A 26,214-nucleotide genomic window follows, 5' to 3' on the forward strand; every position below is an offset into this window, starting at 1 on the left:
GGCCGCGTTCGGGCGGACTTCGCACGGATGGGAGGAGGGATTCCCGAGAATCGTCCTCCCGATCGCGAGATCTCCTCCCGATCGCGGGCGGATGCCGAGGCTAGGGTGAGCGCATGGGAGAGGCGATCCTGTGGGGAGCGGTCGCGGCTGCGCCCCTGCTCGTCGGCGCCGTGCTCGCGATGCTGCGGACGTGGCCGCAGCGCCTGCTCGGCATCGTCCTGGGCTTCGGCACCGGAGCGCTCATGGCCTCCATCGCGTTCGAGCTGTGGGAGGAGGGCCTGGACCTCGGCGGCCCGATCCCCCTCGTCATCGGGGTCGCAGCGGGTGCCCTGACGTACTACGTCGCCGACCGGATCGTCGAGCGCCGGGCATCCGGGCAGAAGGGTGCGGGTGGCCCGCTCGCGGTGGGAGCGCTGCTCGACGGCGTCCCGGAGCAGCTCGTGCTCGGCATCGGCCTGGCATCCGGAGAGGGCGTCAGCGTCGCTCTCGTCATCGCGATCGTCGTCTCGAACCTGCCCGAGTCGATCGGCTCGGCCGCCGACCTCCTGGACGGCGGGATGAAGCGTGCGCGCGTCTTCTGGCTGTGGGCGGGTGTCGCCGTGGTCTGCGCGCTCGCGACCGTCGCGGGTGCGGCGCTGGCGGATGCCGTCGGCCCCGACTTCCGCGCCGGAGCGAGCGGCTTCGCAGCCGGTGCGCTTCTCGTCATGCTCGTGGACTCGATGGTGCCCGACGCCCAGTCCAAGGCGAAGGAGTCGACCGGGCTCGCCACAGTCCTCGGCTTCGCGCTCGCCGCGGGGCTCTCGCTCGCGTCCTGAGCCGGCCGCACGGCATCCGTCCGTTCCGAATCCCAGACGTTTCGGCGCGATCCCGGTGTGTCACCCTGCCGGCGCGCCGGTGTCCCGCGGGTTCGTCTGGGATTCGGGCCGCCCGGCCTCGTCAGATCATGCGGAAGTCGACCCCGAGCCGCACATAGGTCGGCTCTGCTCGGCGGTCGCACGAGAGCAGGGCGACACCTGCCGCCTTCGCGGCCAGGCCGACCAGCCCGTCGTACACGGCGCCGCCCGCGATTCCCGCGTTGATGAACGTCTGCGCCGCGCGCAGTGCCTGCGGCTCGGGCAACGCAACCGAGGACGGGAACACCGTCTCGAGGATCTCCCCCACCCGATCGGGCCGGATGCGGGCAGAACCGGGCAGGCGGGTGAGGACCGAGTACGTCTCGATCAGCGCGTGGCCGGCCAGGCCCAGGACGGCTCCGGACGTCGCTTCGTTCGCGGCATCGTGCGCGGGATCCACGTCGCGGAGCAGCGCGAGGGCGGCGCTGGTGTCGAGGAGGAGGTCAGCGCTGGTCGGCAAGGCGCAGCTCTCGGATCTGCTCGGGCGTGAGGACCGGGCCGCCGGTGATCACGAGCCGTCCGTCCTTCTCGATCACGTTGTCGTGCACCTCGACTTCGATCCGGATGCCGGTGCCGTCCATGATCAGATCGACCGGCCCCGGCACCATTCCCAAGCGCTCGCGCAGCACGGCGGGGATGACGATCCGCCCTGCCTTGTCCATGGTCGCCTTCATGCCATCAGAATACCATTCGAATGGCACGCGCTGTCAGAACCCCGGATACTCCTGCATCCGCTCCTGGAACTCCGCCCGGTCGGCGTCGCTGAGCAGCTCGGGGGCGAGGAAGTAGATCTGCAGGCCCTCGAGCGGTTCGCCGGACCCGGCGCTCTCGGCCTCGCGCTCGGCGCGCAGCTCGCCCGCCGGATCGTTCGAGAGGTCGTGGATGACGGCGTAGAACCGCAGCGGGTCGGGGTAGTTGTCGGAGTACCACTCCCAGGTGTGCTGGGTGCGAGGGTCGCTCGACCCGTAGAACTTCTGCAGGATCGTGTCGTCGAGGCTGGAGGAGGGATCGTTGAACGAGTACAGCCCGTACATGCCGTACTGCGTGACCACTTCTTCGATCACGCCCATCACCGCGAGCTTGCGGTCGTAGTCCTGGATGGGCTCGTTCGTCGCCCACGGCACCGAGATGTACTGCACGAGCATCGACTCGCCCCCGTAGCCGTTGCGCTCGGGGCGCAGATCCTCCTGACCGATCTCGGACCACGTGTACCCGAACCGGTCGCTCAGCCGGCGACGGATCTCGGCGAGCATCGCGTCGCTCTGCTCCCGGACCTCCTCGAGCGACGGCTGCAGGAGGATCTCATCCGCTGATCGGTCCTTGACGCCGGGGTAGGCCTCCTCGTGCTTCTGCTCGGCGGTCTTCTCGCCGCCGTAGCTGCCGGATGCCGAGGTCTGCAGCGCGCTCGCCGCTCCCACGGTCGCGACGTTGAGCAGCAGGACGATGACCAGGGCGGATGCGCCGAGCACCCGGCCGCGCGAGGTGCACAGCGCCGCGACGACGACCCCGAGCACCACCAGCTGCAGCGTCAGCATCGTCACGCCGTACAGCAGGTCGGTGCCGCCGGCCAGCAGCGCGCCGAGCAGCACGAGCGCGAAGAGGATGGCGGCGACCAGGGCGATCCAGCCGATCGCGTTGGCGGACTGCTTCTCGGTCGCAGCCGACGCGGTGCCGACGATCGGTGCGGGGGCTGCGGCCGTGCGCCGGGCGCCGTGATACCCGCCGGGCGGGGGAACCGGCGGTGCACCTTCGGCACCCGTGAGGTAGCGCGCTCGCTTCGGATCTACCATGGCCTGTCCGTCCCGCCGCCGGGACCGTCCTCGCCGTCCTCGTTCTGCTGACGCTCCTCGGCGCCCTGCTCGAGCTTGTCCTGCAGCTCGTCGAGCTTGTCCTGATCCGGTCCGGACGGCTGCTCCTGCTCGCCCTCGTCCTCGGGCGGAGTCGGCTGCCCGTTCTGGTCCTGCTGCTTCTCCTGCAGCCTGTCCTCCAGGTCGTCGAGCGTGTCGCTCATGTCGCGCTGCGGATCGGGCGACTGCTCATCAGCCTCGTCGCTGCTGCACTCCTCGGGCGTCTCGGCCGTGACCGTGAGCGCTTCGCCGTACAGCTGCGCCGCCGCCTCGCCGTCGCCGCTCGCGCGCGCGGCATCCCCCTGTCGTTCGATCACGAGTGCGAGATTGACCCGGACGGCGCACACCTCGAGCCCGGATGCCAGAGGCAGAGCCTCTTCGAGCTTCGCCCTGGCGGCGTCCAGTTCGTCCGCACCGGCGAGCGCCGTGCCGACGTTGTACGGGGCCTTGTACGGCTCGAACCAGTTCAGCAGCTCCTGACCCTGGGCCGCTGCGGTCGATCCGGCGTAGTCGTCGGTGACGTAGGTCGAGATCGCCTGATGCGCGAACCCGTACATGCTCAGCAGCTTGCCGACGAGGAGGATCGCCGCGAGCGTCAGCGGGAGGGTTCCGAGCGCGATCCAGCGGCGGATGCTGCGCCGCCGCCTGTTCGCCGCCAGCAGTGCCGCTGCGGCATCCTGCTGCGCCTGCGTGGTCGTGATCGTCATGCGTCACCCCCGCGGATCGCGAGGCCGCGTAACTGCACGACGAGCATCGCGGCGCGCGCGATCTCGACGCACAGCAGCAGGGCGATCAGCCCCGCGAACACCCAGTACAGCTCGATGACGTTGCCGACCGAGCCGCTCTCGGCGTGGTTCGTCGTCGTCGCCGGGGCCCCCGGCAGGTCGATCGCTGTGGCGGCATCCCGCACCTGCAGCGGCACGCCCAGCTCCTCGGCGACCGTCTGCAGGTTCGCCTCGTCGATGACCGACATGGCCGGTTCGCCCTGGTACTCGATGTAGCCCTGGTCGCCGCTGAACGAGCCCGAGGTGACCTTCATCGGGCCGCCGTCCGTCGTGCCGTATCCGAGCACGGATCCTCCGTCGACGTAGGCGGCGCTGCCGGAGAACGACTCGGGGTCGCTCGAGACGGTCTGCTCGCCGTCGCCGAGGTAGAACACCATCCGCGAACGCTCCGGGGACTGCTCGGCGGCTCCGGCGAGGGTCTCCTGCACCATGGCCGCGGCGATGCCGATCGAGCTGCCCCGCGACTGCGAGGTGACCTCGGGACGGAGGATCTCGAGCGACGACATGAGGGCCGTGGCATCGGTGGTCAGGGGCAGTCGCTGCTCGGCCGACGCGTCGAACGTGATCAGCGCGAAGCGCGCGCCCGGGTACTCGTCGACGATCGACTGGACGTCGGCGCGCACGCCCTCGAGGCGCGGCCGGTCGCCGTCCCAGTCCTCCGCCACGATGCTCGCCGTGGTGTCGAGCACGATGATGATGTCGGTGTCCGTCGCGAGCGTCTGCGACGTGCCGCCGGGGATGCCGGGCCGCAGCAGCATCGTGAAGCAGGCGAGGAGCATGACCAGGCGCAGCGCCCACCAGCCTGCGCCGGCGCCCGTCGACAGGGCGGCTGACGACGTGGATCCCGGTCCAGCGCCGGATGCGCGCGCCGCGCGCACCAGCATCCACACCGCGAGCGCCCATGCCGGGGCGAACAGCAGCACCAGCAGGAAGACATTGAGCACGGGTTGGAAGATCACAGCCTGACCCTCCACATCAGTACGACGAAGCCGAGCGCGAGCACGAGCAGCACGGCGATCCACGCATTCGGGGTGTCGGTCCACACCACCTGCGCCTGACCGCGCAGCTCGGTGGCGTCCTGCTCCTGCACGTCGTCGATGATGTCGGCGACGGTCGTCGTGTCGCGCAGGCCGTACGCCTCGCCGCCGGTCGACTGCACCGCGGCGACGAGCTCGTCGCTGAGCTGCGTGTTCACGCCCTGCACGGGATTGAGCGCGAACACCCGGATGCCGGTGGATGCCGCGTAGTCGGCCGCCTCCTGCAGGGTGACGATGGATGCCCCGGCGAGCTCGTTGTCGGTGGCGAGGATGATCGACCGGCTGCGCTCGTCGTCCTGATGGTCGAAGCGCATGGCGCACGCGGCGAGTCCGTCGCCGATGAGTGACGCTCCGGGGCCGTTGAGCGTCCCGACCCAGTGCTCGGGGATCTCTTCGACGAAGTCGAAGCTCTCGCGGATGCTCTGCAGATGCGTGCGGATGAACTCGTAGTCGTCGGTCAGCGGGAACACCTGCACGGGGGAGCTGTTGAAGATCGTCAGTCCGATCCGCTCGCCCTCGAATCCGTCCAGCAGCTCCTCGAAGACGCTGAGCACTTCGACGTCGACGTCGCTCATGGAACCGGAGACGTCCAGGCACAGCATGATGTCCCGGCTGGTGTTCACGGGCTGGATGGTCTGCGACGACATGGGGCGCGCCGCCACGACCCCGGCCACGATCGCCGCGATGACGCTGAGCGACAGGATGCCGGCGAGAGCGGCCGTTCGCCGGTTCACCGCCCGGCGGAACGACGGCAGCGTACGCAGCCGCTCGGCCCGCGCGATCGGCGCGCCGGCCTGCGCGCGGTGCCGTGCGCTGCGGCGGATGCCGATCAGCAGCCCGATCACGACGGCCGCGACGACGAGCCCGGCCGCGATGAGGATCACCCACCCGTTCGCTAGTGCCATGTCGCGACCACCTTCCGCGCGGCCTCGGCACCTGCGTGCGGATCGATGGCGGCGCCCCGGCGGAAGATGCTCGGGTAATAGTGCCGGCCGATCGCATCGACGAGCTCGGGTCGGACGCCCATCCGCACCAGGTCGTCGAGGGCGAGAACAGGTGCCTCCAGGCCGCTGTACTCGTTGACGAACGAGCGCACGGAGCGGCTGAGCTCGAGATTCGCCGCGCGGGCGTCGATCACTCCGGCGTGGAAGGCCGCCTCGATCCGGTCGATCGCCGTGGTGTATTCCGTTCGGAGCATAGACAGCATGTCGCTCGTCGGCGGGGTGACCGGCGGTGCTCCGACGACGGTGATGCTGCGCCTCGGGCGGGTCAGGAGCACGACGAGCCATCCGGCGAGGATCAGCACCGCGATGATCCCGACGGCGAGGAGGATCCAGCCCCAGCCGTACTGGACGGGAGGGTAGAGCTCGTCAGGGGCGGACATGCGCCCTCCGATTCAGCATGCGCAGCAGTGCGCCCACGGCGGCATCCTGCGTGTCGAGCGCGGCCCTGCTGATCTCCAGCCGGTCGAGGAGGGCGTCACGCCGCGCGGCATCCGCCTGCGCGTGGGCGGCGACCTCGTCGAGGACGGCCGCGTCTCCGTGCACGAAGTCGGGGATCGTCCAGTGCGAATCGACGTCGGCCCTGGCCGCGTGAGACCGCCTTGCCAGGACGGGATCGGCGTCGTGAAGGGTGATCCAGAGCACGTCGTGCTGCACGCGCAGGCGGCGCAGCATCCGCTCGGTCTCATCGGTCACGGGTGCGTCGTCGGTCACGATCACGACGATGCACCGGCGCGCGATCGTGCGCGCGACGAAGGCGAGCAGGGCGTCGCGATCGCTGGGGGCGGATGCCGTCGCGATCGCGTCGTCGAGCGTGCGCAGCGCGTGCTCGAGAGCCCCTTCGCTGCGTCCGGGTGCACGACGGCGGATGCGCTCGGCGTCGCCGTGCACGACGCTGAAATCGTCCCCGTGGCGCAGCGCCAGGATGCCGAGGGCGCCGGTGGCGAGGATCGCGAGGTCCTTCTTCGGCTTCTCGTCGTGCGCGAGCGCCGTCATGGACAGTCCGGTGTCGACGACGAACAGGATCGTATGCATCCGGTTCGCGCGGTGGCGCTTGACGAGCGGTTCGCCCTGGCGGGCCGTCGCGCGCCAGTCGATGTCGCGGATCTGATCCCCGTACTCGTACTGGCGCAGATCCTCGAAGTCGAGGCTGCGCCCGTGCAGGAGCGACGCGTAGGCGCCGTCGAGGGCGTGCATCGACTTCTGCGACGAGTGGATGAAGAGCTTGCTCTTCACCTGGGTGATCAGACTTGCCACGATCCCTGAGCCGGCCTGAGGTTACGGGGTGGGGACGACGGAGAAGATCTCGTCGATGATCTCCTCGCTGCGCACGCCCTCGGCGTCGGCCTCGAAGGTCAGCAGCACGCGGTGGCGGAGGACGAGGTGACGCAGGGCGCGGATGTCCTCGGGCAGCACGTGATTGCGGCCGTTGAGCAGCGCGAGGGCGCGCGACGCCTGCAGGAACGCGATGCTCGCGCGGGGGCTGGCACCGTACTTGATGAACCGCGCGCGCTCCTCGCCGATGTACGGGGCGGGGTTGCGGGTGACATAGGCGATGCCGACGATGTAGTTGCGGATCGCGGCATCGACGTAGATCTTGGACGCCGTCGCCTGCAGGGCCTGGACGTCCTCGAGCGAGACGGCGCCGGCGACGTGCCGGTCGGGGTCGAGCACGCCGGAGTCGATGCGGCCGAGGATCTCGACCTCGTCGGCGGGGCTCGGGTACTCGACGATCTCCTTGAGGAGGAACCGGTCCATCTGCGCCTCGGGCAGCTCGTACGTGCCCTCCTGCTCGATCGGGTTCTGCGTCGCGATCACGAGGAACGGCTTGGGGAGGTGGTGCACCTCGCCGCCGATCGTGGTCTGGTGCTCCTGCATCGCCTCGAGCATGGCGGACTGCGTCTTGGCGCTCGATCGGTTGATCTCGTCGAGCAGGACGAAGTTCGCGTGCACGGGACCCAGGACGGTGCGGAACGAGCCGGTCGCCGCGTCGTAGATCTGGTTGCCGGTGATGTCGCTGGGCAGCAGGTCGGGGGTGCACTGGATGCGCTTGAAGCTCGCCTTGACCGTGTCGGCGAGGGTGGATGCTGCGGTCGTCTTCGCCAGGCCCGGGACGGACTCGAGGAGGATGTGACCGCCGGCGATGAGCGAGACGAGCAGGCTCGTGCGCAGCCGCTCCTGGCCGACCATCTTCGCCGAATACGCCTTCGAGATGACGTCGAGGATGCCGGATGCACGGCGCATCTCCGCGTCGGTCGGGCCCGTCGCGACGGCGGGGCCGGTCCGTGTGACGGTGCTCCCGGTCGGTGAGCCGCTGCAGGCCCCTGAGCCTGTCGAAGGGTCCGGCACCGCCTGCGGGCGCGGCGCGGGCGGGCGCGGCGGAGGGGGAGGGGCTGCGGGCACTCCGGTCCGTGCGGCGTTCGACTCGCTCATCCTGCCAGCGTAATCGGGGGGCGCCCGCGGCGGCGGGGCTGGGGATGGGTAGGAGTTCCCGTCTAGCGCGATGCTCCGCGGCGGCGCCCGACCCACACCACGAGCGCGGCGACGCCGATGATCGCCACGGCGATGCCCACGATGTATGCGATGACGCCGAGGTATCCGCCCTGCAGGTGCGGGTCGAGGAACGGGTACGGGTACCACCACGGGTTGCCGGTGGCTGGCGCCGTGATGAGGTTCGCGCGCACGAGCGTGTACACCGCCCACACGATGGGGAACGCGACGGCGGTGAGCATCGCGCCCCACGGCAGCGCGCGCCGACGCGGGGCGAACAGCACGTCGACAAGCATGACGAGCGGGATGACGACGTGCAGGGTCTCGTTCGTCCACACGTCGGAGATGCCGGCGATCGGGATGCCGCGCAGCAGCAGGTTGTAGACGATCCCCGTCACGATCATGTACGTCGATGCGCAGGCGAGGAGGGTCGCCAGCCACGCGGGTTCGGGACTGGCCGCTCCCTGAGCCTGTCGAAGGGGCGGTCGGGTGCGCAGCATCCACACCCCGCCGGCGACGAGGGCGACGACGGCGATGAGGTTCGAGAGGATCGTGAAGTAGCTGAAGAAGTTCGTGACCACGGTCGGCAGGTGAGAGCCCCACGGCGTCTCGGCGGCGAGGGCGTTGCCGAGAGAGAGCGACAGCTGCCGGATGATCGCGGCAGCGCCGAGCACCGCCGCGGCGAGTCGGAAGTACGGCCACCAGATCGTCATGGATCCTCCTGCGGTCACTGTAACGGTCGCCGTCCGCGGAGCGTCGGAACCCCTCCGATAGGATGGAACGGCCCGCTCAGGGCCAGCTCATCGGCCGGTGCAAGCCCGGCGAGAAGCACTATCCAGGGGGACACCCATGCCAGGAATCGTTATCGTCGGCGTCCAGTGGGGCGACGAGGGCAAGGGCAAGGCGACCGATCTGCTCGGCGACCGCACCGACTGGGTGGTGAAGTTCAACGGCGGCAACAACGCCGGGCACACGGTCGTGGTCGGCAATGAGAAGTACGCGCTGCACCTGCTGCCCAGCGGCATCCTCTCTCCCGGCGTGACGCCGGTGATCGGCAACGGCGTCGTCATCGACCTCGAGGTTCTCTTCGACGAGCTCACCGCACTGTCGGCGCGGGGCATCGACGTCTCCAAGCTGAAGGTGAGCGCGAACGCGCACATCATCACGCAGTACCATCGCACGCTCGACAAGGTCACCGAGCGCTTCCTCGGCAAGCGCAACATCGGCACGACCGGACGCGGCATCGGACCGGCGTACGCCGACAAGATCAACCGCGTCGGCATCCGCGTGCAGGACCTCTTCGACGAGAACATCCTGCGTCAGAAGATCGAGGGCGCCCTCGACCAGAAGAACCACCTGCTCGTGAAGGTCTTCAACCGCCGCGCCGTCACGTGCGACGAGATCATCGAGGACCTGCTGTCGTACGCCGAGCGGCTGCGTCCGATGGTCGCCGACACCGGACACCTCATCGACGAGGCGCTCGACCGCGGCGACGTCGTCGTGTTCGAGGGCGGCCAGGCGACCATGCTCGACATCGACCACGGAACGTATCCGTTCGTCACCTCGTCGACCGCGACCGCTGCCGGTGCGGCATCCGGTTCTGGCGTCGGACCAGGCCGCCTCGACCGCATCGTCGGGATCGTGAAGGCCTACACGACCCGCGTCGGCTCGGGCCCGTTCCCGACCGAGCTGTTCGACGAGCAGGGCGACTGGCTGCGCTCCGCCGGTTTCGAGTTCGGCACGACGACGGGCCGCCCGCGTCGCGTCGGCTGGTACGACGCCCCGATCACCCGCTACGCCACGCGCATCAACGGCATCACCGACCTCGTGCTCACCAAGCTCGACATCCTCACCGGCCTCGAGCAGATCCCGGTGTGCGTGGCGTATGACGTCGACGGCGAGCGCTTCGACGATGTTCCGGTCAACCAGACCGACTTCCACCACGCGAAGCCGATCCTGGAGTACTTCCCCGGTTGGAAGGAAGACATCTCCACCGCCCGCACCTTCGAGGATCTGCCCCAGACTGCGCAGGACTACGTGCTCGCGCTCGAGAAGATGAGCAAGACCCGTATCTCGGTGATCGGCGTCGGCCCCGAGCGCGACCAGGTGATCGTGCGCCACGACCTCGTCTGACGTGATGGGCGAGGGCGTGAGGGGTCGCGAATCGTCGCCTCAGCGACGGAGAGGCGACCAGATGCGCCCCCTCCTGAACCGCGCGGTGGGTGAGGGGTCGTGAATCGTCGCCTGAGCGACGCGGATACGACCACTTGCGTCCCCTGTTGGAGGGCTCGAGCGTGAGGATGCACGTGTGACGCGGTTCTGGGTCGGCGGCTACGGCCCCGAGATGGACGGGGATGCCGCCGGCATCGGCCTGCTCGAGGGCGACGAGGGCCGCGAGCCGACGACCCTCGCATACCGGGGAGCCGTGGCCGCCGCGGCTTCGCCGTCGTGGCTCGCCGCGCACCCGACGCTCGATGTCGTCTACGCCGCGCTGGAGGGCTCGGGCGGCGTGCAGGCGTTCTCGCGAACCGGTGAGCGGTCGCTCGCCCGATTCGGCGCGCCCGTCGACGTCGGCGACGGCGTCTGCCACCTCGCCGTCGCGCCGCACGGCGGGTACCTCGTGGCCAGTTGCTACGGCGACGGCCGTGTCGTGCGCCTCGGGATCGACGCCTCCGGGCTGCTGGGCGAGACGGCGGTGGCGGATGCCGCGACCGACCCGTACGGCACGAACCCTGCCCCGGTGGCACAGGGGGCGCCCGCGGTGCCTGGCCCCGACCTCAACGATGTGCTCACGTCGCTCGCGCCCGCGGCCTCCGCACCAGCGCGCTCCGGGCTGCTGCTGTTCGATGAGGAGCTGGGGTTGACGCCGGGAGCCCCGGAGCCTGTTTCACCGGCGGCTGCGGTGTTCGCGGCCGCACTCGCTCCGGCATCCGCAGCCGATGCGCCGGAGCGCACCTCGCGCGCGCATGCCGCGGCCTTCCTGCCCGACGGCCGCATCGCCACGACGGACATCGGGTTCGATCTCGTGCGGATCTGGCGTGCGACCTCCGCCGGGCTCGTGGTCGACCACCAGATCGTGCTGCCGCACGGCGTTGGCCCGCGTCATATGGTCGTGCACCCCAGCGGACACCTGCACGTCGTGACCGAGTACTCGTGCGAGGTGTTCACACTCGCCGCCGGCGCCGACGGACGCTGGGCGCTCGTCGCAGGGACAGCCGTGAGCCCGGCCGCCGTGAGCGGAACCGACTACCCGTCCGAGCTCTCGCGCTCGCGCGACGGCGAGACTCTCTACGCCGGGATCCGGGGCAGCAACACGATCGCGGCTCTCCGCGTACGGGGATCCGGCGAGATCGTCGAGCCGCTCGCGTTCGCCGACGCCGGGGTCGACTGGCCGCGTCACCACCTCGTGCACGACGGCGCGCTGCTCGTCGCCGGGCAGCGATCGGACGAGATCAGCATCCTCGACCTCGACGAGCGCACCGGCGTGCCCCGCGGCATCCGCCACCGCGCCGCGGCCCCGGCGCCGAGCAGCATCCTGCTCGCCCGCTGACCCCTCTCTGCCCCTCTCGCCCCTCCTCCTGGGCACAACTTCGGACCCGGCGGGCGACACGCCGCCGCATCCGCCTCGCCGCCGGCGTGTCTGTCCCGGGCTCCGAAGCTGTGCACAGGAGAGACAGGACAGCCCGGGAACAACACCCCGGTGACACGGCGTTGCAGATCAGCAAGACTGGGCGGTGCTGTTCGAGCGCGGCCGCAGGAAGGCGGAGTGATGACGCAGAACGAGTACGACCTCATCGTGATCGGAGCAGGACCGGTCGGCGAGAACGTCGCCGATCGAGCTGTGCAGGGCGGCTTGACCGCCATCATCGTCGAGAGCGAGCTCGTCGGCGGTGAATGCTCGTACTGGGCATGCATGCCCTCGAAGGCGCTGCTGCGCTCCGGCCAGGCGCTGCGCGCTGCACAGCACGTGCAGGGCGTGATCGGCGGCGAACTGGATCCCGCCGCTGTGCTGGCCCGACGCGACTCCTTCACGAGCGACTGGTCCGACGACGGCCAGGTGAAGTGGCTCCAGTCCGCCGGCATCGATCTCGCCCGCGGGCACGGCCGCATCAGCGGCGAGCGCGAGGTGACCGTCACGGCCGACGACGGCTCGACGCGGGTCCTGCACGCACGCCACGCGGTCGCGATCGCCACCGGAACGGATGCTGCGATCGCCCCGATCCCGGGTCTTGCAGAGGCAGAGCCCTGGACGAGCCGCGAGGCCACGAGCGCGCAGGAGATCCCGGCATCCCTGGCCATCATCGGCGGCGGCGTGGTCGCGGTCGAGATGGCGACCGCGTACGCTTCGCTCGGCGCGGCCGTCACCGTCATCGCCCGCGGCGAACTGCTCGCCAAGATGGAGCCCGTCGCGGGCGAACGCGTCGCAGCCGGTCTGCGCGCTGACGGAGTGGACGTCCGCACGAACACGGGGACGACCAGCGTGGTCCGGGATGCCGACGGCGTCACCGTCGCGCTCGATGACGGCACCGAGATCCGCGCCGCCCAGGTGCTCGCCGCGACGGGCCGGAGCCCGCGCTCCGATGACATCGGGCTCGACACGGTCGGCATCGAGCCCGGGACGTACGTCACCACCGACGACACCCTGCGCGTGCCCGGCCACGACTGGCTGTACGCCGTCGGCGACATCAACGGCCGCGTGCTGCTCACGCACCAGGGCAAGTACCAGGCGCGTGCCGCGGGCGACGTGATCGCCGCCCGCGCTCAGGGCCTCGAGGTGGACGATGCGGCCTGGGGCCGCCACGTCGCGACCGCCGATGAGGCGGCGGTTCCGCAGGTCGTGTTCTCGTCGCCGGAGGTCGCCTCCGCCGGCCTGACGGCTCAGCAGGCGCAGGATGCCGGGCGCCCCGTCCGCGTCGTCGACTACGACCTCGGAGCGGTGGCCGGATCGAGCCTGCACGAGGACGGCTACGAGGGCACGGCCCGGATGGTCGTCGACACCGAGCGCGACGTCATCCTCGGAGTGACATTCGTCGGCCCCGACGTCTCCGAGATGCTCCAGGCCGCCACCATCGCGATCGTCGGCGAGGTGCCGATCTCGCGGCTGTGGCACGCGGTCCCCGCGTACCCGACGATGAACGAGATCTGGCTGCGGCTGCTGGCGGCGTATGGTCGGGAGTCCGCGTGACCCATCCGTTCACGGCTCCGCTCCGAACACGCTGAGCTGTCAACACTCGCTGAATCCACCCCGCATGTCCGCGGCATCCCCTACGCTCGAAACCTGATCCGAGGAGACACCACCATGAAGGCTGTACTCGCAGGAACCGTCATCGCCGAAGCCGGCGACGCCGACCTCATCTCCATCGAGGGCAACTGGTACTTCCCGCTCTCGTCCGTCGCAGACGGCGTGCTCGTGACGAGCCCGACGCCGTACACCTGTCCGTGGAAGGGCGAGGCGCAGTACTACTCCGCCGTCGTCGACGGCGAGACTCACGCCGACGCGGCATGGGGGTACCCGAACCCGTACCCCTCGGCATTCGAGCGTGTCGGAAAGGACATCTCCGCCCACATCGCGTTCGACCCTCGCCAGGTGGAGGTCGGGCCGTAGCCGGGGCGCGGGCCAGCTCATGATCGAGTTCCGTTCGGTGTCCAAGAGATTCCCCGACGGCACCCTCGCCGTCGAGGACTTCAGCCTCGTGCTGCCCTCGCGAAAGACGACGGTCTTCGTCGGATCGTCCGGATGCGGCAAGACCACGCTGCTGCGCATGATCAACCGCATGGTCGAGCCGACCGCCGGCGACGTCGAGATCGACGGCGAGAGCGTGCTGGTGGGCGACCCGGTGGCTCTGCGCCGCAGGATCGGCTATGTCATGCAGAACTCCGGCCTGATGCCGCATTTCTCGGTCATCGACAACGTCGCGACCGTCCTGCGGCTGAACGGCACGGGCAGGAAGCAGGCGCACGAGCGCGCTCGCGAGCTGCTCGACACCGTCGGCCTCGACCGCGCGCTCGCCGATCGGTATCCGAGCCAGCTCTCGGGCGGGCAGCAGCAGCGCGTCGGCGTCGCGCGCGGTCTCGCAGCCGACCCGAACATCCTGCTCATGGACGAGCCCTTCGGCGCGGTCGACCCGATCGTGCGCGCCGATCTGCAGCAGGAGCTCATCCGCCTGCAGCGCGACCTCGACAAGACGGTCGTCTTCGTCACGCACGACATCGACGAGGCGTTCCTGCTCGGCGACCAGGTGGTCATCCTCGACAAGGGCGCCCGCATCGTCCAGGTCGGCAGCCCCAGCGAGATCATCGAGAACCCGGCGGACGACTTCGTCTCGGCGTTCATCGGCGCCGAGCGCGGGCACCGGGCGCTGCGCATCAAGCAGACCCCGCGCGGCCGGTTCGTCGTCGACTCCGAGGGCCGCACGCAGGGCACGCTCCTCGATGACGCGGACGATGAGCCGTCGAGCGCTTCGACAGGCTCAGCGATCGACGCCCCGATCCCTGAGCGCGCGCCGGCCCCTGAGCGCGCGCCGGCCCCTGAGCCCGTCGAAGGGTCCGGTCCCACCCCGTGAACTGGGTCGCCGACAACCTCGACCTGATCCTCGGTCTCGCGCTCACCCACCTCGGTCAGAGCGCGATCGCGATCGTCTGCGGTTTCGTGCTGTCGCTGCCGCTGGGCTGGGTCGCCTGGCGGTACCGCCTGGTGCGCGGCCCCATCGTCGTGCTGACCGGCCTGCTCTACACGATCCCGTCGCTCGCCCTGCTGATCCTGCTGCCCTCGGTCATCGGATACTCGGCGCGCAGCCAGGAGAACCTCATCGTCGGACTCACCATCTACGCCGTCGCGATTCTCGTGCGCTCCGTCGCCGACGGCCTCGACTCGGTCGACCCCGACATCCGCCAGGCGGCAACGGCGGTCGGCTACGGCGCGGCGCGCCGATTCTGGACGGTCGACCTCCCGCTCGCGGGCCCCGTGATCCTCGCGGGTCTGCGGGTCGCGGCGGTCAGCACGATCTCGCTCGCCACGGTCGGCATTCTCGTCGGCGTCGAGAACCTCGGCTACCTGTTCACGAACGGGCTGCAGCGCCGCATCATCCCCGAGGTGTTCGCGGGCGTCCTCGCCGTCGTCGTGATCGCCCTGGTGATCGACCTGCTGCTCATGCTCGCCGGCCGCGCGATCATGCCGTGGACGCGCACCGCGTCGGCGGCGACCGCCCGTCGCCGCATCGTCCCGATGAGGGCCGCCGCATGAACCTGTTCGCCGAAGCCTTCGCCTGGCTGTTCTCTCCCGAGCGGCTGGAGGGCCAGTACGCGCTGCCCGTGCTGCTCGGCCAGCACCTGTTCTACACCGTGGTGTCCGTGCTCATCGCCGCCGCCATCGCCGTGCCGGCGGGGTGGGCGATCGGCCACACCGGTCGTGGCCGCGAGGTCGCCGTGGCGATCTCGGGCGCCGCCCGCGCCGTGCCGTCGTTCGGCCTCATGGTGCTGCTCATGCTGCTCATGGGTGTCGTCCGGGTGCCGGAGGCGGCGACCATCACCTTCGTGCTGCTCGCGATCCCTTCGCTCCTGGCCGGCGCCTACACGGGGCTCGAGGCGATCGACCGCCGCGTGATCGACGCGGCCCGCGCCACCGGCATGACCCAGTGGCAGGTGTTCTGGAAGGTCGAGGTCCCGCTCGGTCTCCCCCTTCTCGTCGGCGGTCTGCGCTCGGCGACCCTGCAGGTGATCGCGACGGTCACGATCGCCGCCTACGTGAACCTCGGGGGTCTCGGCTGGCCGATCATCCAGGGCATCCCGCTGCGCCGCTTCGACCAGGTGCTCGGCGGCGCCATCCTCGTCGCCGTCGTCGCCCTCATCGCCGACCTGCTGCTCGCCCTCGCCCAGCGCATGGCCGTTCCGGCCGGCATCCGCGTCGCGAAGCCCGGCACGTCCGCACGGGCCGCGCGCCGCGCGGCAGCATCAGCATCCACAGCATCCGCCTGACTCCCACCAGAGAGGAACATCATGTTCACAGCACGCACGACACGTCTCACCCTTGCGACCGGTGTCGCGCTCGCCGGCGCCCTCGTCCTCGCCGGCTGCGCGAGCAGCAACCCCCTCGACGCTCCCTCCGACGACACGTCAGGCGGCGATTCCGACACCATCGTCATCGGCTCGCAGGCCTACTACTCGAACGAGATCATCGCCGAGATCTACGCCCAGGCTCTCGAGAACGCCGGCTACACCGTCGACAAGCAGTTCAACATCGGCCAGCGCGACGCGTACATGCCCGACGTCGAATCCGGCGAGATCGACCTGTTTCCGGAGTACACCGGCAACCTGCTGCAGTACTTCGACGACAGCTCCGAGGCCACGAGCCCCGACGACGTGTACGCCGCGCTGCAGGAGGCGCTGCCCGACGGGCTCACAGCACTCGACTACGCCGAGGCATCCGATCAGGACACCTACACGGTCACCAAGGCGTTCGCCGACGCGAACGACCTGACGAGCATCGCCGACCTCGCTGACGTCGACGGCACCGTCACCCTCGGCGGCGCGCCCGAGCTCGAGCAGCGCCCGTACGGCCCGGCGGGCGCGAAGACCGTCTACGGTCTCGACCTCGCGTTCTCGGCGACCGGCGACACCACGTTCGACGCGCTGCTGGCCGACGAGATCCAGGTCGCCGACATCTACTCGGCCGACCCGCGCTTCCAGACCGAGGACATCGTCGCGCTCGAGGACCCGGAGAGCCTGATCCTCGCCTCGAACGTCGTGCCGATCGCCTCCAGCGACGTGGCCGACGAGATCGCCGATGTCATCAACGGCATCAGCGCCGAGCTCAGTGTCGACGACCTCGTCGCGATGGGCGTGCAGAGCACCGTCGACCAGATGTCGCCCGAGGACATCGCGACCGAGTGGCTCACCGAGAAGGGTCTGATCTGATCCCGCGCTGATCCGAGCACACCCGCGCCAGGACTCCCGGTCACACCCGGGAGTCCTGGCGCGGGATCCACACCTTCTTGATGATGATGAGGATGGATGCCGTGACCGGCACAGCGACGAGCGCGCCGAGGAGTCCGAGCAGCGTTCCTCCGACGAGGGCGCCGATGACGACGAGCGAACCGGGGATCGAGATCGCCCTGTTCATGACGCGCGGCGTGAGGAAGTACGACTCCAACTGCATGTAGATCAGGTAGATCACTGCGAACACGAGCGCGAGGATCGGGTCGGCGAACAGCGCGATGCCCGTGCCGATCACCCAGAAGATCAGCGATCCGACGAGCGGGATCAGCGTGATCAGGAACGCCACCACTGCCAGCAGCAGCGGGAACGGCAGCGACATCACCGTGTACAGCAGCAGCACGACGACGGCGTTGATGAATGCCAGCGTGACCATGCCCATGACGTAGCCGCCGACCGAGTCGGTGATCTGATCGGTGATGATGGCGGTGTTCTCGCGGTCGCGGGCGGGCACCAGGCGCAGCATCGCCTGCTTCATGGTCGGCAGCGTCGCGACGAAGTAGATGACGAGCACGAGCACGATGACGACGCCAGAGATGGCGTTCGCGATGGATGCTCCGACCTGCAGCGCCCCGCCGCCGATGGCCGCGATGTTGTTCGGGTCGGTGAGGAAGCCCTGCACGTCCGAGACGAGGTCCTGGAACTGATCGCCGAACTGCGCCTCGAGCGTCGCGTAGAGGTCGCTGCCGGTGAAGTCGGCGATGAGCCCGGGCACGCTCTTGACGAACAGCGTGATCTGCTCGACGACGACCGGGATGATGATCCACAGGATCAGGGCGAGCGCGGCGATCAGGGCGACGAGCACCACGACGACGCTCCATCCGCGGCCCAGCCCTCGGCGTTCGAGGAAGCGCACGGCCGGGTCGAGGCCGAGGGCGGCGAACAGGGCGAGCGCGATGTAGATGATGACCGTCGACAGATTCGACAGCGCGAGTCCGAGCAGGATCGCTGCCAGACCGCCGAGCGTGACGAGGAACCCGAACACGAACGGCTTGTCGATGCGCGTCCAGAACGACCTCGTCGACGGGACCGGCTCGACCACGGGCTTGGGGGTGATCGGCGGATCGGCCGGTTCGGGCTTCTTCGTCTTCGTCGGCTTCGGGGCCTTCGACGCCTTCCGCGTCGGCGGCTCCGTCTCGACGGCGACTCCGGATTCCTCCGGCAGATCGTTGGTCATGCGCCAACTCTAGGGGGTGCCGTCGCGATATCGTCAGAGGGCCGACGAACAGGGGGAGCCATGACCGACCAGGATGCCACCGCACGACTTCAGCGCCTGCGCGGCACGATCGACAACATCGATGCCGCCCTGATCTACATGCTCGCCGAGCGCTTCCGCGCCACGCAGGAGGTCGGCATCCTCAAGGCGGAGCACGCCATGCCCGCCTCCGACCCGGCCCGTGAGGAGCAGCAGGTCGCGCGCCTGCGAGCACTGGCCGAAGAGGCGCATCTGGATCCCGAGTTCGCGGAGAAGTGGTTCAACTTCGTCGTCGCCGAGGTCATCCGCCACCACACCGAGGCGGCCGAACGGCGCTGAGCGCGCGTCGCCACGACATGGCGGAGGGCGCCGTGGATGCATCCACGACGCCCTCCTGAAGCGGTCGGTGTCCGTCGCTGCGTCCCCCAACGCATCCCCAAGCGCGACCGCGCCTCCTCATGCCCGTCAGGCATTCCGCGTGACACCTTCCGACTATCAAGAGCGGGGTACCGCCGTTCTGATACATCCGGCCCGAAGAAGTTTCAGAACCCGGTTCCGTGGCACTGGAACGGGGTGCGCAATCCGGTCTGCACGGATGCCGCGGCCAGCGCCGCAGCCGGAGACTGGCCGTCGGCGAGGCCGGAGTGCACCGCGCTGAGCAGGTCGCCCGCGACGTCGTCGGCGACGACGGCCGGAGCGGCGATCACGCTGCGGGTTCCCGCGTGCAGCCAGACGCGGGTCATCCCCAGCGCCTCCTCTCCCCAGCGCACCGATGAGCGGCCGAGCTCGCACGCCGACAGCACGACCGTGTCGGGCACGCGGGGGATCAGGTCGACGTCGTAGCCGAACAGGGCGCCGTCGGCGAGCTCGAACCCGGCGAACAGCGGGTTGTCGGCGGCATGCCGGCCGTGTGCGGCGATGTGCAGCACGTCGACGTCCGCGGCCAGCGCCGTCACGGCATCCACGCGCGCATCCTCTCCGGTCAGCACCGTCGCCTCGCCCCACACGGATGCCGAAGCGTGCACCTCGCCGGCACCGCGCGGCACGCGGGGACCCGCGGCGAGCCCTGCTCGCGTGAGCTCACGCGGGATGCGGCGCTCCTGCACCCAGCGCGACATCGAGGTCGCGATCGTGAACGGACGGCCCGCCATCGTCGGCAGCATGGCCCACGGGATGCCGGCGAGGATGCCCGGCACGGTCAGCACGGTCCTCCGGTCGCCGAGGAGCGATCGGGCGGGGCCGAGCAGCAGGTCGTCGAGTCGCCGCATCCGCTCGCCCAGTGCCTGCGCGACGATCGCGGCCATCGGGCCGCTGCGGATGGATGCCGAGACGTCGAGGTCGGCGCGCAGCCCGTCCGTCGCCGCCCCGATCGCCGCGCGGTCGAGCGTCACGATCGTGCTGTCGGCGTCGGTGGTGACGACGCACAGCATGCTGTCGCCGGAGTACACGAACGACAGGGCGGCGGTGCCGGCATCCTCGCCGAGCTCGGTGCGCGCGTCGTCGCGCCGCTCCTGGCGCAGCTCGTTCTTCAGCACGTCGAGGGTGATCCGGGGACGGGTGTCTCCGGCTCCCGTCGCCGTCCACTGATGCTCGCGCACGCGGTCGCGGAGCAGACGCACGCGCGGATGCGTCGTCCACTCCTGCCCGGTCAGCTCGGCGCGCAGCATCCGCAGCTCGCCGAGGTCGGCGGCGTGCTCGCCGTCGTGCGGAGGGCGCACCGGCGCGACCTGCTGACTGAGGTGGCGGGCGCGCTCCGACCAGTCGAACAGCACCTCGGGGTCGTGGCTCTGCGAGGCGGCCGACAGACCGGCGAACACGAGGTGCGTGCCGTGCATGGCGAGGGATGCCTGCAGGTCGAGCGCGCCGAAGGAACGCTGCCAGTCCGAGAGCAGGTCGAGGCCGGCGGCGGCGTGCCGGCGAGACTCCGCGTGCCTCGATCGTGCGCCGGCGCGGGCTGCCCGCACCTCGGCCGCGCGCAGCCGCAGGGGGACCGGTGCGTCGGCGGGCAGTCGGATCGGCGGGGCCGCTTCGCCGCGGCGGGTCGCCGCCAGAGCGGAACTCAGCCGCACGGCGCTCGCCTCGCTCGGGAATCCGGCTCGGCGCAGCTGGGCGGCCGTGGCGGCGAAGTCCGCGGCCGGCGGGGCGTCACCTGCATCCAGTTCGGCGTCGAGCCGGATGGCATCGCCACGAGCGGCCCAGCTGTCGGCGCCGAGTCGGCGGAACCGGCGCGCGGCCGTGCGTGCGACCTGTCGCGCGCGCTTCGGGTCGTGCTGCAGCAGCGACCGCGCGAGGTGGTACTCGGCCTCGGCGCGGGCCTGCGTCATGCGCGCGGCGCCGAAGGTGGCGGCGACGGCCTCGAGCAGGTTCTCGGCCTCGTCGACGAGACCCGCGTCGCGCAGCACCTCGGCGCGGTCGAGGTCGCTCATCGCCGCACCGACGGGGGATCCTGCGGCGATCACCGGGCGCGAGCGCGCCATGAGGTCGAGTGCTTCGACGAGGTCGCCGCGCAGCAGGGCGGCGTAGCCGAGGTTGTGGCGGGCCTCGGCGGCGGCATCCGGATCGCCGTGCTGCTCGTAGAGCGCGGTGGCGCGTTCGAGATCCGCCGTGCAGGCGTCGAACGCGCGGCGATGCATGTGCACGAGAGATCGGTTGAGGAGGCAGTTCGCGAGCGCCGTGCCTTCGAGGACGTCGACCGCGCGCGTGAGCATGTCTTCGGCCTCGTCGAGCCGGCCGGCGCGGGTGAACAGCACGCCGAGCTGACCGGCGAGGATCGCCCTGGTCTCGTCGCTCACGCCGTCCTGGTCGAGGGCGGCGCGGCCGAGTGCTTCGGCGCGTGCGGGTTCTCCGGTCTGGGCGAGCACGTACGCGAGGGTGCCGTGGATGCGGGCGCGCAGGTCCGCGTCATCATCAGCGGCCGCCTCGGCCCTGGCGAGCAGGCGGCGCGCCTCGGGGTAGCGCTGCGCGTTGGACGCCGCGCGCCCGCGCTCGTACAGCTCCGCCGCCGAAGTCCCCATCCGTTCAGGATGCCGTGTCCCGGGCCGGCGCGGAAGTCCGGGGCGCCGGCTCAGCTCAGCGGGCGATCCGGCGGCAGCGCCGCCAGCACCTCCTCGACGGCCTTGTTCGCTGCGGCATCCGTCGCGGCGGCATCCTCCGGCAGCTCCCCCAGCAGCGCCGCCACCCTGCCGGCGACGTAGGGCGCGGAGAACGACGTCCCGCTCCACGCGACGAAGCCGCCGCGGTAGTCGTCCGGGTCGACGGTCTGCCGTTCGAACCCGTCGACGTCGGCGCGGGTCACGGCCTGCGTGCCGCCCGTGAATGCCGGCGTCGTCGAGACGACCATCGCTCCCGGCGCGTACGTGCGCACCCACGGACCGACGTTCGAGAACAGCGCGAGCGACCGCTGCGACGGATTGAGGGCCCCGACCGACACGAGCGGAAGGTGCTTGTCGGCCACGATCCCGTTGTCGGCGCCCGGCCACGCCCACAGTGATGCCGGGAACGACGGACGGTCGATCGCGTCGTTCCCGGCGGAGCAGACCACGACCGTCCCCAGCGATCTGGCGGTCTGCAGCATCTCGTGCAGCACGAGTGAGAAGTGCCCGTCGATCGGCGTCTCGTGGTAGTAGCCGAGCGACAGGTTCAGCACGTCGATCGGGCGCCCGCCGTCCTCGCCGTGCACGAACCGGCGCTGCAGTTCGATGACCGCCGCGAGCGCCTGCAGGAACGTGCTCTCGTCCACCACGCCGAGCGAGTTCGCCACCCGGATCGCGAGGACGTCGGCATCCGGAGCCGTCTGCCGGATGATCCCAGCGATGAACGTTCCGTGTCCGGCCACCGCGTCGATCTCGCCGTCGAGCTGGCCGTACAGATCGGGATACCGCTCCGGATCGTCGTCACCGGTGAGTCCGATCGGGATGCCGTCGAGCTCGGCGCCGCGCGTGACGATCGAGTCCGGCAGCCAGTCGTGCTCGCCGCATCCTGTGTCGAGCACGGCGACGACGGCCCTGCGCTGCTTGTCTGCGAGCCTGCTCCGCACGGGTGCGGCCCCGATCCAGGAGATCGGCTGGCGCCCGCCGCGTCCGGGCTCCAGGTAGTCGTCGCTGCCGACGGCGCCCGCCCCGCGCACCGGGTTCGTGCGCGTGAACGGGTTGGTGCGGGTGAACGGGTTCGTGCGGGTGAACGGATTCAGCCCGACTGGGTCGATCGCCAGGACGTGCTCGAGGCTCGCGCGCGGCATCGGCCCCCCGACGATGCGCCGCGCCCGCTGCAGCACGCGCCACGCGTCGGGCGGGACAGGAGACTCGCCCTCCCGCGGAATGTCCGGCGTCGTCAGCACGGCGCGCCGGACGCCGGGGATGCCGGGCAGCATCCGCTCGGTCAGACCGGTGCGGATGACGTCCTCCGCCTCGACCGTGAGCTCCCAGCCGAACGATCCCGCCGCCTGCGTCAGTGCGCGCAGGTCACGGTCGTAGGCGCCGTTCTCGCCGTCCTGCCGCTCGGAGATGAGCATCCGGTCCGGCAGATACGCGGTGGGGAAGGCGCGGATGCCCTCCACCGGCTCCACGGACGGATCCAGCGCCGATCCGCGCGGAATCGACCCCTCCGCCCTGTCCTGCCAACTCCACTTCTCGGGCTGCGCCATCGCTCTCCCCTTCGGCTCGACGCTTCAGTCCTCACACCTCGAAATGCGGCGTGAGCAGGTCCTTCTGTTCCCCGCCTGCGACGAGGCGCACGTGGGTGAGGCCCGGGGCGACGTCGTCGAACGCGAACCGCCCGTGGTCGTCGGGCGCGGCGGCCCAGGTCCGCTCGCCCTGTGTGAGCTGCACCTCGACGGCGGCCGGGTCGACCCAGCCGTCCACGCGGCGCCGCCCGTGGTCGGTCCGGCTGACGTGCAGGAGGATGCTCGCCGCCCCGTCGCTGAACTGCAGCGTCGTCGTCTCGCCGTCGCCGCGGCTGCGCACGGGCGCCTCGGCGTTCTCGATCAGGGTGAGCATCGCGTACTCGCGCGAGATGTCGGCGATGGCGATCGCCGCGATCGCGCGGTCGGCGAGATCAGCGGGCGGCGGATCGAATCGCTCGGCGGCCGTGCGGATGCCGGCGAACAGCTCTGCATCGGTGTCAGCCATCGCCGTCCCCCTCTGTCGCGGCTCCGGTGCGCACGAGTTCGGCGCGCAGCTTCACCAGGCAGCGCCGGCGCGTCGGCCCGATGCTGCCGATCGGCATCTCGAGCTCGCCGGCGAGGTTCGCGTAGTCGGGTCGGTCGTCGAAGGCGATCACTCGCAGCAGCCGGCGGCACCGCTCGTCGAGGGTCCCCACGGCCGTCCACAGCCGGCGGGACTCGTCGGATGCCGCGACCTCGGCCTCGGCCGACTCCTGTGCGGGCAGCATCGGCTCGAGGATCTCGTCGGAGGTGGCATCCGCTCGTCGCTGCCCCTTCGACACCCTCCACGCCTCGCGGCGGGCCGTCGTCGTCAGCCAGCCCGAGATCGCGCGGGCATCGGCGACGGACTCGCGCGCGCGCACGAGGGCGAGCCACGTGGACTGCACGACGTCCTCGGCGAGGGAGCGCTCCAAGCCGTAGGCGCGCACGACATGCCAGAGCACGGGTGTCATCAGGCGCACCAGATCGTCGATGGCGCGCGTCTCTCCGGCGCGCCAGTCGGCGAAGAGATCGGCGGCGCGTTCCCACCGCGCCGAGCCATCGCTGACGGCGCCCCCGCGGGAAGCGTCGGTCATGAAGATCATTGTGCTCACATCTACCAGGAGCACGGCAAGCGTTTCGTGATACATGACGCCCGGATCCCGGTCCCTGAGCCTGTCGAAGGGCCGGGCGCCCCGCGGTCTACGCCGTGATGACGCGCCCTCGGACGAGTCCTTCCACCGCGAGCGCGTACGCGCGGCCGATCTCGGCATCCGGAACCGGCCGCTGACCCGCGAACAGCGCATGCAGGTCGGCCGAGCTCTCGAGGACGTTCGGCGACACCGCGTTGATGCGGATACCGCGCGGCGCCTCGGCCGCCGCGGTGACGACGAACGACTCCAGGGCTCCGTTGGCGACGGCGGCGGCGGCGCCCGTGGCGATCGGCTCGCGGGCGAGCACGCCGGAGGTGAGGGTGATGGATCCGCCGTCGCGGATGCGGCCGAGCGCGATGCGGGCGACGTCGAGCTGCGGCAGCGCCTTGGCGGTGAACGCCGCGAGGTAGTCGTCGCGGGTCAGTTCGGTGACGTGCGCGAACGGTGCCGACCCGGATGCCACGACCACGGCATCCACCTCTCCGACCGTGTCGAACAGTGCCTCGATGGATGCCGGATCGGTGATGTCGACGCCGAGGTCGCTGCTGCGCGACGCGGGCAGCACGTCGTGCCCGTGCGACGCGAGCGTCGCCGTGACGACGCTGCCGATGTGTCCTGTTGCTCCGATCACGAGAATGCGCATGGGCTCGATCCTATTCCTCGGGCGTCCGGGCGACTACGCTATTTGTGAAGTGTGTGAACAAACATGGTCGACAGGACGGGATCGGAACCGATGACACTGCGCGAGATCGGACGGGGGGCACCGGTGCTCGCCTTCGACGTGGGCGGAACCGACATCAAGTCGGGCCTCTTCGACGCGGACGGTGCAGCGCTCGGAATGCGCCGCACGCCGACGCCGTCGCTGGGAGCCGAACCCGCGACGACCCTGATCGACGAGCTCGCCCGCCTGGCGGGCGAGCTGCGGGCGCAGCATCCGGATGTGGTGCCCGCCGCCGGCGGATTCGTCGTGCCGGGCATCGTCGATGCGGATGCCGGGACGGGCGTCTTCGCGAGCAACCTCGGGTGGCGCGACGCCCCGCTGCGGGCGCTCGCCGCCGAGCGGCTGCAGCTGCCGATCGCCCTCGATCACGATGTGCGCTCGGCGAGCTGGGCCGAGCACGAGCTGGGCGGCGCCCGCGCTCATGACGACGTCGTCGTCCTCATCATCGGCACCGGGATCGCCGGAGCGATCCTCATCGGCGGCGTTCCCTACACTGCCGGCGGATACGCGGGCGAGATCGGGCATGCGCCGATCGCCGAAGGACCGCCGCGCGGCGAGGCGCTGCTGTGCACATGCGGCGCGTACGGATGCCTCGAGACGGTGGCCTCGGCCGGGGCGATCGCCCGCCGGTACGCCGCCGCGACCGGAAGCGCCGTGACCGGCGCCCGCGAGGTGATCGCCCGCGCCCTGGACGGCGACGCCGTGGCCGCGCGGATCTGGGACGACGCGCTGGATGCGCTCACGCTCGCGCTCGCACAATTGACCGCGTTCCTCGCGCCTGAGGCGATCGTGATCGGCGGCGGACTCTCGCGGGCGGGCGACGTGCTGTTCGACGAGCTGCGCGCGCGACTGGCGGCGCGATTGAGTTTCCATCGGACGCCGGAGCTGCTGCCCGCGCAGCTCGGCGGGGATGCCGGGCTCCTCGGTGCGGCGCTCCGCGCCCGCGAACTGACCTGACCCGGCCGCGGCTCGCCCCATCAGGCGCCTGCCCCTGTGCACAACTTCGGACTTCGGCGGGGGCACGCCGGGTGATTCCAGGGTTGAGCGGCGCGTCGGCATCCGCATCCGAAGCTGTGCTCGCGCTCTCGGCGCGCGGAGGCCTGGCGGATGCCGGTACTGTCCGCCGCCTACGCTGGCGAGGTGACCGTTCTCGTCGTGCTCCTGTTCGTCAATGCCGCATTCAACGCGATCGTCTGGCCGCGGTTCTACAAGCGCGTGGCGAACGACCCGCGGGCTCGCGATGCCGACGGCCGGCCCACGACATTCCTCAAGGTGCATGCCGTGCTGATCGCGATCGCTCTCGTCCTCGCCGTGATCTCGGCGCTCGCCGGCATCGCCGCCCTGACCGGGATGCTGTAAGCCCGACACCACCGCTCGCCCCGAGGACAGCTTCGGACGGCGGCTCGGACACGCCGGGTGGGGCCAGGATGCTGCGGCGCGTCGCCCGCGGCATCCGAAGCT

Annotated in this window: 28 protein-coding genes; 12 read left to right on the plus strand and 16 right to left on the minus strand. The window is 70.6% G+C overall.

Annotated features, from left to right (window positions below; translation table 11 throughout):
- Positions 1-113 precede the first annotated feature (113 nt).
- Positions 114-815, plus strand: a complete 702-nt coding sequence (locus AB0269_RS10480; RefSeq protein ID WP_366211131.1) for a hypothetical protein — start codon at positions 114-116, stop codon at positions 813-815.
- 121 nt (positions 816-936) lie between these two features.
- Here the strand turns inward: AB0269_RS10480 and AB0269_RS10485 are convergent, their stop codons facing one another.
- The 10 genes from AB0269_RS10485 to AB0269_RS10530 form a co-directional block, all read right to left on the minus strand.
- On the minus strand, positions 937-1,353 hold the full coding sequence (locus AB0269_RS10485) for a PIN domain-containing protein (protein ID WP_366211132.1): 417 nt from the start codon (positions 1,351-1,353) through the stop codon (positions 937-939).
- Positions 1,337-1,567 carry an AbrB/MazE/SpoVT family DNA-binding domain-containing protein gene (locus tag AB0269_RS10490; RefSeq protein WP_366211133.1) on the minus strand — a complete coding sequence of 77 codons (231 nt, stop codon included), beginning with the start codon at positions 1,565-1,567 and terminating at the stop codon, positions 1,337-1,339. The genes AB0269_RS10485 and AB0269_RS10490 overlap by 17 nt, the downstream gene beginning before the upstream one ends.
- A 33-nt stretch (positions 1,568-1,600) precedes the next feature.
- Positions 1,601-2,683, minus strand: coding sequence for a hypothetical protein (locus tag AB0269_RS10495; protein WP_366211134.1), 1,083 nt, complete (start codon positions 2,681-2,683; stop codon positions 1,601-1,603).
- The gene (locus AB0269_RS10500; RefSeq protein ID WP_366211135.1) at positions 2,677-3,447 is read right to left on the minus strand and encodes a hypothetical protein; all 771 of its coding nucleotides are present in this window, start codon (positions 3,445-3,447) and stop codon (positions 2,677-2,679) included. The genes AB0269_RS10495 and AB0269_RS10500 overlap by 7 nt, the downstream gene beginning before the upstream one ends.
- Positions 3,444-4,484, minus strand: a complete 1,041-nt coding sequence (locus AB0269_RS10505) for a VWA domain-containing protein (protein ID WP_366211136.1) — start codon at positions 4,482-4,484, stop codon at positions 3,444-3,446. The genes AB0269_RS10500 and AB0269_RS10505 overlap by 4 nt, the downstream gene beginning before the upstream one ends.
- Positions 4,481-5,467, minus strand: coding sequence for a VWA domain-containing protein (locus AB0269_RS10510; RefSeq protein WP_366211137.1), 987 nt, complete (start codon positions 5,465-5,467; stop codon positions 4,481-4,483). Before AB0269_RS10510 ends, AB0269_RS10505 begins: the two co-directional genes overlap by 4 nt.
- Positions 5,458-5,946 (minus strand): hypothetical protein, encoded by a 489-nt coding sequence (locus AB0269_RS10515; protein WP_366211138.1) that lies wholly within the window; start codon positions 5,944-5,946, stop codon positions 5,458-5,460. Before AB0269_RS10515 ends, AB0269_RS10510 begins: the two co-directional genes overlap by 10 nt.
- Positions 5,933-6,820, minus strand: a complete 888-nt coding sequence (locus AB0269_RS10520; RefSeq protein WP_366211139.1) for a DUF58 domain-containing protein — start codon at positions 6,818-6,820, stop codon at positions 5,933-5,935. Before AB0269_RS10520 ends, AB0269_RS10515 begins: the two co-directional genes overlap by 14 nt.
- A 21-nt stretch (positions 6,821-6,841) precedes the next feature.
- Positions 6,842-7,807 carry a MoxR family ATPase gene (locus AB0269_RS10525; RefSeq protein ID WP_366211466.1) on the minus strand — a complete coding sequence of 322 codons (966 nt, stop codon included), beginning with the start codon at positions 7,805-7,807 and terminating at the stop codon, positions 6,842-6,844.
- Between the two features lie 251 nt (positions 7,808-8,058).
- Positions 8,059-8,766 carry a Pr6Pr family membrane protein gene (locus AB0269_RS10530; RefSeq protein WP_366211140.1) on the minus strand — a complete coding sequence of 236 codons (708 nt, stop codon included), beginning with the start codon at positions 8,764-8,766 and terminating at the stop codon, positions 8,059-8,061.
- 136 nt (positions 8,767-8,902) lie between these two features.
- Between AB0269_RS10530 and AB0269_RS10535 the strand changes: the two genes are divergently transcribed.
- The 8 genes from AB0269_RS10535 to AB0269_RS10570 all read left to right on the plus strand — a co-directional run bounded on the left by AB0269_RS10535 (position 8,903) and on the right by AB0269_RS10570 (position 16,966).
- Positions 8,903-10,186, plus strand: coding sequence for an adenylosuccinate synthase (locus tag AB0269_RS10535; protein ID WP_366211141.1), 1,284 nt, complete (start codon positions 8,903-8,905; stop codon positions 10,184-10,186).
- A 175-nt stretch (positions 10,187-10,361) separates the two neighbouring features.
- On the plus strand, positions 10,362-11,603 hold the full coding sequence (locus AB0269_RS10540) for a beta-propeller fold lactonase family protein (RefSeq protein WP_366211142.1): 1,242 nt from the start codon (positions 10,362-10,364) through the stop codon (positions 11,601-11,603).
- Positions 11,604-11,822: 219 nt separating this feature from the next.
- Positions 11,823-13,238 (plus strand): NAD(P)/FAD-dependent oxidoreductase, encoded by a 1,416-nt coding sequence (locus tag AB0269_RS10545; protein WP_366211143.1) that lies wholly within the window; start codon positions 11,823-11,825, stop codon positions 13,236-13,238.
- Positions 13,239-13,352: 114 nt separating this feature from the next.
- Complete coding sequence (locus AB0269_RS10550; protein ID WP_366211144.1) at positions 13,353-13,658, plus strand: DUF427 domain-containing protein; 306 nt, start codon at positions 13,353-13,355, stop codon at positions 13,656-13,658.
- A 19-nt stretch (positions 13,659-13,677) separates the two neighbouring features.
- The gene (locus AB0269_RS10555; protein WP_366211145.1) at positions 13,678-14,616 is read left to right on the plus strand and encodes an ATP-binding cassette domain-containing protein; all 939 of its coding nucleotides are present in this window, start codon (positions 13,678-13,680) and stop codon (positions 14,614-14,616) included.
- On the plus strand, positions 14,613-15,296 hold the full coding sequence (locus AB0269_RS10560) for an ABC transporter permease subunit (protein WP_366211146.1): 684 nt from the start codon (positions 14,613-14,615) through the stop codon (positions 15,294-15,296). Before AB0269_RS10555 ends, AB0269_RS10560 begins: the two co-directional genes overlap by 4 nt.
- Positions 15,293-16,027 (plus strand): ABC transporter permease subunit, encoded by a 735-nt coding sequence (locus AB0269_RS10565; RefSeq protein WP_366211467.1) that lies wholly within the window; start codon positions 15,293-15,295, stop codon positions 16,025-16,027. Before AB0269_RS10560 ends, AB0269_RS10565 begins: the two co-directional genes overlap by 4 nt.
- A 21-nt stretch (positions 16,028-16,048) precedes the next feature.
- A complete protein-coding gene (locus AB0269_RS10570) occupies positions 16,049-16,966 on the plus strand; it encodes an ABC transporter substrate-binding protein (RefSeq protein WP_366211147.1) in 918 nt (305 codons plus the stop codon).
- A gap of 40 nt (positions 16,967-17,006) precedes the next feature.
- Here the strand turns inward: AB0269_RS10570 and AB0269_RS10575 are convergent, their stop codons facing one another.
- Positions 17,007-18,221 carry an AI-2E family transporter gene (locus tag AB0269_RS10575; protein ID WP_366211148.1) on the minus strand — a complete coding sequence of 405 codons (1,215 nt, stop codon included), beginning with the start codon at positions 18,219-18,221 and terminating at the stop codon, positions 17,007-17,009.
- A 60-nt stretch (positions 18,222-18,281) separates the two neighbouring features.
- On the opposite strand from AB0269_RS10575, the gene AB0269_RS10580 reads away from it, so the two are divergent.
- A complete protein-coding gene (locus AB0269_RS10580; RefSeq protein WP_175987371.1) occupies positions 18,282-18,578 on the plus strand; it encodes a chorismate mutase in 297 nt (98 codons plus the stop codon).
- A 203-nt stretch (positions 18,579-18,781) separates the two neighbouring features.
- On the opposite strand, the gene AB0269_RS10585 is transcribed toward AB0269_RS10580, so the two are convergent.
- From AB0269_RS10585 to AB0269_RS10605, 5 genes are all read right to left on the minus strand, one after another.
- The gene (locus tag AB0269_RS10585; RefSeq protein ID WP_366211149.1) at positions 18,782-21,253 is read right to left on the minus strand and encodes a CHAT domain-containing protein; all 2,472 of its coding nucleotides are present in this window, start codon (positions 21,251-21,253) and stop codon (positions 18,782-18,784) included.
- 50 nt (positions 21,254-21,303) lie between these two features.
- On the minus strand, positions 21,304-22,881 hold the full coding sequence (locus AB0269_RS10590; protein WP_366211150.1) for a S8/S53 family peptidase: 1,578 nt from the start codon (positions 22,879-22,881) through the stop codon (positions 21,304-21,306).
- Between the two features lie 31 nt (positions 22,882-22,912).
- On the minus strand, positions 22,913-23,365 hold the full coding sequence (locus AB0269_RS10595; protein WP_366211151.1) for a hypothetical protein: 453 nt from the start codon (positions 23,363-23,365) through the stop codon (positions 22,913-22,915).
- A complete protein-coding gene (locus AB0269_RS10600) occupies positions 23,358-23,975 on the minus strand; it encodes a sigma-70 family RNA polymerase sigma factor (RefSeq protein WP_366211152.1) in 618 nt (205 codons plus the stop codon). Before AB0269_RS10600 ends, AB0269_RS10595 begins: the two co-directional genes overlap by 8 nt.
- A gap of 106 nt (positions 23,976-24,081) precedes the next feature.
- On the minus strand, positions 24,082-24,675 hold the full coding sequence (locus AB0269_RS10605) for a short chain dehydrogenase (RefSeq protein WP_366211153.1): 594 nt from the start codon (positions 24,673-24,675) through the stop codon (positions 24,082-24,084).
- A 90-nt stretch (positions 24,676-24,765) separates the two neighbouring features.
- Between AB0269_RS10605 and AB0269_RS10610 the strand changes: the two genes are divergently transcribed.
- Entirely contained in the window at positions 24,766-25,710 is a 945-nt protein-coding gene (locus AB0269_RS10610) for an ROK family protein (RefSeq protein WP_366211154.1), read from the plus strand.
- A 183-nt stretch (positions 25,711-25,893) separates the two neighbouring features.
- Positions 25,894-26,112 carry a hypothetical protein gene (locus tag AB0269_RS10615; RefSeq protein WP_366211155.1) on the plus strand — a complete coding sequence of 73 codons (219 nt, stop codon included), beginning with the start codon at positions 25,894-25,896 and terminating at the stop codon, positions 26,110-26,112.
- The last annotated feature ends 102 nt before the right edge of the window (positions 26,113-26,214 follow it).

The organism is Microbacterium sp. NPDC077644, from assembly GCF_040702785.1.
GTDB lineage: Bacteria > Actinomycetota > Actinomycetes > Actinomycetales > Microbacteriaceae > Microbacterium.

Excerpts from the sequence above, each read along its gene's own strand:
- AB0269_RS10480 (WP_366211131.1), top strand. The coding sequence starts at position 114 with ATGGGAGAGGCGATCCTGTGGGGAGCGGTCGCGGCTGCGCCCCTGCTC.
- AB0269_RS10490 (WP_366211133.1), bottom strand. The coding sequence starts at position 1,567 with ATGAAGGCGACCATGGACAAGGCAGGGCGGATCGTCATCCCCGCCGTG.
- AB0269_RS10495 (WP_366211134.1), bottom strand. The coding sequence starts at position 2,683 with ATGGTAGATCCGAAGCGAGCGCGCTACCTCACGGGTGCCGAAGGTGCA.
- AB0269_RS10500 (WP_366211135.1), bottom strand. The coding sequence starts at position 3,447 with ATGACGATCACGACCACGCAGGCGCAGCAGGATGCCGCAGCGGCACTG.
- AB0269_RS10510 (WP_366211137.1), bottom strand. The coding sequence starts at position 5,467 with ATGGCACTAGCGAACGGGTGGGTGATCCTCATCGCGGCCGGGCTCGTC.
- AB0269_RS10515 (WP_366211138.1), bottom strand. The coding sequence starts at position 5,946 with ATGTCCGCCCCTGACGAGCTCTACCCTCCCGTCCAGTACGGCTGGGGC.
- AB0269_RS10525 (WP_366211466.1), bottom strand. The coding sequence starts at position 7,807 with ATGCGCCGTGCATCCGGCATCCTCGACGTCATCTCGAAGGCGTATTCG.
- AB0269_RS10530 (WP_366211140.1), bottom strand. The coding sequence starts at position 8,766 with ATGACGATCTGGTGGCCGTACTTCCGACTCGCCGCGGCGGTGCTCGGC.
- AB0269_RS10535 (WP_366211141.1), top strand. The coding sequence starts at position 8,903 with ATGCCAGGAATCGTTATCGTCGGCGTCCAGTGGGGCGACGAGGGCAAG.
- AB0269_RS10545 (WP_366211143.1), top strand. The coding sequence starts at position 11,823 with ATGACGCAGAACGAGTACGACCTCATCGTGATCGGAGCAGGACCGGTC.
- AB0269_RS10550 (WP_366211144.1), top strand. The coding sequence starts at position 13,353 with ATGAAGGCTGTACTCGCAGGAACCGTCATCGCCGAAGCCGGCGACGCC.
- AB0269_RS10555 (WP_366211145.1), top strand. The coding sequence starts at position 13,678 with ATGATCGAGTTCCGTTCGGTGTCCAAGAGATTCCCCGACGGCACCCTC.
- AB0269_RS10565 (WP_366211467.1), top strand. The coding sequence starts at position 15,293 with ATGAACCTGTTCGCCGAAGCCTTCGCCTGGCTGTTCTCTCCCGAGCGG.
- AB0269_RS10570 (WP_366211147.1), top strand. The coding sequence starts at position 16,049 with ATGTTCACAGCACGCACGACACGTCTCACCCTTGCGACCGGTGTCGCG.
- AB0269_RS10575 (WP_366211148.1), bottom strand. The coding sequence starts at position 18,221 with ATGACCAACGATCTGCCGGAGGAATCCGGAGTCGCCGTCGAGACGGAG.
- AB0269_RS10580 (WP_175987371.1), top strand. The coding sequence starts at position 18,282 with ATGACCGACCAGGATGCCACCGCACGACTTCAGCGCCTGCGCGGCACG.
- AB0269_RS10585 (WP_366211149.1), bottom strand. The coding sequence starts at position 21,253 with ATGGGGACTTCGGCGGCGGAGCTGTACGAGCGCGGGCGCGCGGCGTCC.
- AB0269_RS10590 (WP_366211150.1), bottom strand. The coding sequence starts at position 22,881 with ATGGCGCAGCCCGAGAAGTGGAGTTGGCAGGACAGGGCGGAGGGGTCG.
- AB0269_RS10595 (WP_366211151.1), bottom strand. The coding sequence starts at position 23,365 with ATGGCTGACACCGATGCAGAGCTGTTCGCCGGCATCCGCACGGCCGCC.
- AB0269_RS10600 (WP_366211152.1), bottom strand. The coding sequence starts at position 23,975 with ATGACCGACGCTTCCCGCGGGGGCGCCGTCAGCGATGGCTCGGCGCGG.
- AB0269_RS10605 (WP_366211153.1), bottom strand. The coding sequence starts at position 24,675 with ATGCGCATTCTCGTGATCGGAGCAACAGGACACATCGGCAGCGTCGTC.
- AB0269_RS10610 (WP_366211154.1), top strand. The coding sequence starts at position 24,766 with ATGACACTGCGCGAGATCGGACGGGGGGCACCGGTGCTCGCCTTCGAC.